Source organism: Christiangramia sp., from assembly GCF_029937855.1.
Taxonomy (GTDB): Bacteria; Bacteroidota; Bacteroidia; order Flavobacteriales; family Flavobacteriaceae; genus Christiangramia.
Genome location: NZ_JAPYPC010000059.1, coordinates 1 through 6,337 on the forward strand (window position 1 = coordinate 1; position 6,337 = coordinate 6,337).

Consider the following 6,337-nt stretch of genomic DNA (forward strand, 5'->3'; position numbering starts at 1 on the left):
GCATCCATATCTTTTTTAAGCAAGAGCTTTTTGAGCTGTTCAATCTCTTTCTGAAGTTGCTTAATCCGTGTTATTTCATCTTTAGTGTTCACAGTAACCCTGGTGTTCATAAGGTCTTTCCGATGGTATTTCTTGATCCATTCGTTAATAGTAGAAGGAGCAATCCCATAGAGTTTCCCTAGTTGATACTTGTTTAGTTTACCTGTGGTAAGTTCGTCTAAAATTTTCAATTTGAAGGATTCTGAATACCGTCTGATTACTTTGTCATTTTTGTACATAACTATTTAAAATTATGTAGCCTTTATTCAGGACGGGTCAAGCTTGTTGCCAACGGCCGCGCATAACACAAGTCGCGGGAATCAGGACTCGAATTTGTCGGCTTGTTGTATTTAAATTGATCTCTAAAATAACCATTTTCACTCAACTACCCGCTATTTGAGTTATGCGCTGTTGTGTGCAGCGGAGTGGCATTTTGCAGAAATGCCGCGAGCGTAGTCGCATGGCGGGCCACCATTAGCCAGGTCGAGAAGTAGCCTGGTGGTTTAGACTTATGCATTTTATCCCCCGGGACGGATAATAGGCGTCAGTCTAAATGTCGGATGGCTCCATGGAAGCCTCCCGCTGCGCACCGCTGCTTTTCCCAATTCAGTTGTTGAATGTTAGTTCTTAGATGGAACCGTTGATTTGTTAGTGCTTGGGTGCAGGAGTTGAATTTTTAGTTTTTGAAGTGTAGTTGAATATGGGTTGTTAAGCACAATTATACGTGTTTTCCTCTAGTGCTTCTTTCAGGAGTACCAACTAACTTGGGCAAACTCGCTGGCGTGTCCACGCCTTGAGAGCGAGCTCTCGGCGATGTCCATCGCGCAAGTTTGAACCAAGACTTCTCCTAACGTCAAAGTCTTGTTTAAAAAGCAGCAGTGCTTGCGGGAGACCCTGGGCCATTGCCATCCGCACCAGGCTTTTCGAGTCGGCCGCCCGCCAGACGATTGCATGCAAAACGGTCTCGGTTATCGCCAGTTGGCGGAGTAGGGTACGCGGATTTGTCGGCTTAGTATTGGTTTGTTTGTCAAGTTAATTATTTTCTTACTAACGGTGCCGCTTATTGGCGATGAACCGTTGTTGGCAATAGTATTTTTTACAAATTTGTTTTAAATGATTTATATGCCTGCATTGCAATATTCTCTTCTTGGGGAAATATATAATCTTTATCTACAGGATATGGTTTTGAATTTTTTAAACTTTTTAATATATAATCTTTAAAAGATTTATGAATATTCCAGCATTTAATTTTAGGCAAATAGTAAGTTTCTTGAAAGCTTGATCCATCGCCAGTAAAATATTCTTCTAAAGGATGATTTTCATCGTACATATAAATAAATAATCCTTCTTGGTTAATCACGTTTAAGTTTTGTTGATTAAAAATCAATTTAAATTTGGGAAAATACTTAGATGTAAATTCATATCCACCTTTCTTGTATTCAGGTATATAGAACGTTTTCAATTCTTGCAAGGTCTTATAACTCAATTTTTCTATTGGATTCAAAACTCCAGATTCTTGAATTTTTTTCTTTGGATTTTCTTTTATTTCTTTTTCTACAACTTTCAAAGTGTCGTTTAAAATATCAATTATTGATTGAAACTCTGATTCTGGGTTTTCATATTCTATTGCATATATAGAAAAGTAATTATCAATATTTTCTGATGCGATATATTTGCAATCATAGGTTGCGAAGTAAAGAGCACATTTAAGATTAAAAGTAAAATCTAATAATGGTGTTGGAGCTCCATAATGTTGCAAAAAACTAAGTAATGACAGGTCATTTGTTTTTGAACCAAATGAATTATAAAACTTTTGAAAAAGTCCATTTTGATATTTTTCTAAATAAAGAATTTGACTCTGTATAAAATTGAAGTAAGTTTTTCCTAAATATTTAAGTTCATTACCAATCCAAACCCTTTGAGCTGAATTGTAAAGCTTGAATTTCGCTTCATTCATACCGCGAAACATTATTTTTTTAGAATCATCTTTTTTGCTCCACTCTTCTAGAAATTGATCTAATTCTAACTTATTATCAATAATTTTCGAATCGAAAAATGATTCTTTTTGATCTAATGATTGGTAGTTCTGAATCTCCATAAAATATTGTTGCCAACGGTCTCGGTTATCGCCAGTTGGCGGAGTAAGGGACGCGGATTTGTCGGCTTAGTATTGGTTTGTTGGTCAAGTTAATTATTTTCTTTCTAACGCTGCCGTCTATTGGCGATTAACCGTTGTTACCTGCTGTGGTGACATTTCTAATCTTGAAATAAGTCTATTTGTATTTTTTGACATTGAAGACAATGATATAGTATAGAAGAATTGCTATCATTAATTCGAATCCGTCTTCTATTTGGTAGCGACCGTCCCAAAATAATATTTCTTGTATAGAATGAATCAGTAAAATAAAACCACCGAATATAACTGCTCCTCTTAATTCTTGAACTCTTAAATTCTGAACTTTTTGTGTTTCATTTTTGTCTTTAGAAAAAGTTATTATAAGCAAGGATATTAAAACTATATCCTTTATAATCCAGGACATTCTAGCTTGTTCAAGTTGCACTAAATCTGCAAGAGGAATTTTTAGTATGAAAGCAATAATGCTAATTATAAAAATCACAAAAGCGATTAATTTATATTGATTCGGGAGCAATCTATCATTCATTTTTGGAGTTCTTTTAATGATTTGTAAAAGTCGGATTCTTCGAGCATCAATATGCTATTATATAAAAATTAACTGTCCGAATTCTGAACTATAAACACAATTGTTACAAGTGATTTTTGCTACTTATAAGTATCCGAATTTTAGATTTGTTACTTTATTTTTGTTTCAATTTTGTTCTTAATTGATAATTTTCTTCTGGAACCATTGCAGGTAACGGTCTCGGTTATCGCCAGTTGGCGGAGTAGGAGACGCGGATTTGTCGGTTTATTATTGGTTTGTTGGTCAAGTTAATTATTTTCTTTCTAACGGTGCCGACTATTGGCGATTAACCGTTGTTGTGCACTGTGCGTTTTACCCAACAATAAAAATTTTATTCTACTTATTTTAAAATCCAATTATCAGTATTTCTCATAAAATCAATATTAGAATAAACAAAATTTAAAAGTCTTTTATATGAATTATCAAAGTTATCTCTGATATTCATTTTTTCTAACTTTAATGGGTTTTCTAAGTAGCCATCCAATTCATAAATGTTAAACCATCTTGATTTTGCCGTAGCGTATTCTAAATCAATTTCTCTATATAATGGATTACAGTAAATTTTAATTTTTAATTCTTCCATTACAATTGTAAAGAAAAAGAACGCTCCATTATTTTTAAAATATACATCATTCTTAGATTCCCATTCTTTTTCAGAGAAGAATTTTATAGTTTCTTCTAAATATAAATTTCTTTCTTTTACAAAACTCTCCATATTGGTTTTCTTCCACTAATTTATAAGTTTATCAAATTCATGAAAGTGGCGTATCTCTAAAATTCACAAATTTTTTCTTTTACGATTTTAATAGCATTGTGCACAACGGTCCCGGTTATCGCAAGTTGCGGGAGTAGGGACGCGGGATTGTCGGATTAACTCTTTTCTTTCTTGATTTATGAAATTACACTTTTTCGACTAAACCCGTTATTTGCGATGAACCGATGTTGGCAGCTGTAAATTACAATTCACTACCAATCATAGGATTTGAATTTGATATTAAAATTACCTTATCGAATTTCAAATTGAAATCTATTGATTGTTTTAGAATATTTAATTCATTTTTAGTTAAGGGGCTAAAACTTATGTGATCGATTAAGGCGAGCCACCATATTGGGTATTCTGATTTGTAGGGCTGTATAATATTATACTTTGCTGGACTAATAAGCTTTAAACTTTTATAAATGTTTGATAATATAAATCCTCCTTCATCAAAATCTACGATACCCCCAATCCAATATTGTTTTTCAAGTTTTTTCTCTGAGGGATGAAATTCTAGTTCTAAACCTGCACCAACTTTATATCTTTTTTTTTGTTCCATTTTGTTCGAATGGAAATCCAGTATTTCATTAATTAATTTTATATCCTTTTTATTTACAATACTAGGTCTACTAAAATGAATTGAAACAAAAGAAGATTTTGTGTGAGTGTCTGTATTGTAATTTTCAATAAGATTTAAAATTTTAGGAACTATTTTGAAATAAACCTTTTCTAGTGGTTCTCCATCTAAAAATTGGTTCAGTCTCCTTACTTCTACAGCAATTTCATCGTTAATTACAAAATCAGGAGTTCGATTTCCTTTAGGTTCATAATCAATATTTTTGAAACCTAAATTCTTGAAGTACTTTTCTGCTTTTTGTTCTTCTTTCTTCAATCTTTAAAATTTATTGCTGCCAACGGTTTCGAATAATCGTCAGTTGTGGTTGTACGTCTTCGGATTTGTCCGCTTAGGTTTTTGTTTGTTCGATTCTAAAAATACTATTTTATTTCAAATGGCCACAATTGCGAATATTCGTTGTTATACACTGGTGCGACAGAGCCGAGTGAGAACCTCAGATAGGCGGCTGTCGGGGATACTCTGACTTTTGTGAAAAATCTTGCTCGTTTTGTTACAGTTATTGCCTCTGAGTAAGCGTCCGTTTCTTGGTACTAAGCTTCTTTTTGCTGAAGTTCTTAGTAGCTAATTTGTTTCTGAGCAGTTACTAAAAGCTTCTTTACTTATTAAATATTTCCTGAACGATCTTTTAGAATTTACGATAGAACCAGGATTTTTTAAGTTTACGATTCACAAAAGCTTCTTAGTTGAGAATTATCATTTGAAGCTTTTAAAATTCGAATTTTCCAGATTGGATTCTTATTATTTTTAGTAGCTAAAATCGTTGCGGAGCACTTGTGTATAACGGTCTCGGTTATCGCCAGTTGGCGGGGTATGGAACGCGGATTTGTCGGCTAAGTATTGGTTCGTTGGTCAAGTTAATTATTTTCTTTCTAACGGTGCCGCTTATTGGCGATGAACCGTTGTTGGCTATTGGCTGCTATTCTTGACAATATTTCTCCATAGCTTTAATCACCATTGAATTATTATCACCTAATTTAATCGCTTTATGAAGGTCTGAACAAATTTTTTCTAAATCATTATCTGGAATTTCAACTTCTTTGGAAGCCATTACTTTTATACCGTTTACTTCAGACAATTCTCGACTATCACCTAATTCATATTTTCTCATATAAGCAAAAGCTCTATTAGCATAGGCATTTGTGAAGTAAGGTTCGATTTCAAGTGTTTTATTGAAATCTTTTATTGCCTCATCAAACTGGAAATCATTTAATCTCATAGTTCCTCTAGCAAAATATCCTTCTGCCCAATTAGATTCTAATTCTAAAGCCTTATTTAGTTTTTTTATAGCTCCTTTATAATCAACTTTTCTGTATAGTTCCTGGGATTCATTATAGAGTTCGAAAAGTTTATCGTTTACTTTATCTTTTTGATATACGCCATTCTCATAAGCGTTTTTTCCTTTGATTTCTCCAGTTGAATAATATGAAATAGACTCTCCATCCATTTTACCATTTATAAATGTTGAAGTCTGTTTTAATTGGCCATTTGGATGAAACATTTTCCAAACGCCACTTTCATTACCATTTTTGAAGTTTCCTTCTTGCATTAACGTTCCATCTTCATAAAAACGTTGTTCCAAACCATTTGAAATTCCATTTCTATAATTTATTTTATCAGAAACTTCTCCGTTTAAATGGTACAATAATCTTGAACCTTTTAATTTTCCTTTATCCAGATATCCTTGACCTTGTATCTTTCCATTTAAGTAATAGTCTATAAAAGGACCTGTATAAGGTTCTTGACTTTCATCCAAATACCAGCTTCCATTTTTCTTTGTCATTAATTTTGTAGAAGGAATGGCCTTTATACTATCAGATCTTTTTGAGTAGGCTTTTGTGAAAACATAAATAATCCCATCTACATTTTTAAATTCAGTTGATGCAATTGCTTCTTTATTTTTAAGTACTTCAACTCGATCAATTTCTTTTTCACTTAAAGTTCCAAAACCTTCTTTTGGTTCTTCAATTATGGGAATTGAATCCACGATATAAAGAACATTTTCATTAGAATTTTGAGCATTTCCTATTACGGAAATCATTGTGAAAAGTAGAATTAAAATCTTGTTGTTCATTCGAATCTTATTTAGCAGCTTGTAGCCAACGGTTACGGTTATCGCAAGTTGCGGGAGTAAGGACGCGGATTTGTCGGCTTAACCATTTTCTTTCCTGGTTTCTAAAATTACACTTTTTCGACTAAACCCGT

The 6,337-nt window shown here is 33.0% G+C and carries 5 protein-coding genes and 1 pseudogene; all 6 read right to left on the reverse strand.

Annotated elements, in window-relative coordinates; genetic code table 11:
- Positions 1 to 230 (reverse strand): annotated as a pseudogene (locus Q1K34_RS17655) (transposase); the annotation flags it as partial.
- A gap of 905 nt (positions 231 to 1,135) precedes the next feature.
- The gene (locus Q1K34_RS17660; protein WP_300441970.1) at positions 1,136 to 2,137 is read right to left on the reverse strand and encodes an FRG domain-containing protein; all 1,002 of its coding nucleotides are present in this window, start codon (positions 2,135 to 2,137) and stop codon (positions 1,136 to 1,138) included.
- A 175-nt stretch (positions 2,138 to 2,312) separates the two neighbouring features.
- Positions 2,313 to 2,702: a hypothetical protein gene (locus Q1K34_RS17665; RefSeq protein WP_300441973.1), complete on the reverse strand. Its 390-nt coding sequence runs from the start codon at positions 2,700 to 2,702 to the stop codon at positions 2,313 to 2,315.
- Positions 2,703 to 3,081: 379 nt separating this feature from the next.
- Complete coding sequence (locus Q1K34_RS17670; protein WP_300441976.1) at positions 3,082 to 3,456, reverse strand: hypothetical protein; 375 nt, start codon at positions 3,454 to 3,456, stop codon at positions 3,082 to 3,084.
- A 241-nt stretch (positions 3,457 to 3,697) separates the two neighbouring features.
- A complete protein-coding gene (locus Q1K34_RS17675) occupies positions 3,698 to 4,390 on the reverse strand; it encodes a hypothetical protein (RefSeq protein WP_300441980.1) in 693 nt (230 codons plus the stop codon).
- Between the two features lie 661 nt (positions 4,391 to 5,051).
- Positions 5,052 to 6,206: a hypothetical protein gene (locus Q1K34_RS17680; protein ID WP_300441983.1), complete on the reverse strand. Its 1,155-nt coding sequence runs from the start codon at positions 6,204 to 6,206 to the stop codon at positions 5,052 to 5,054.
- Positions 6,207 to 6,337: the final 131 nt, after the last annotated feature.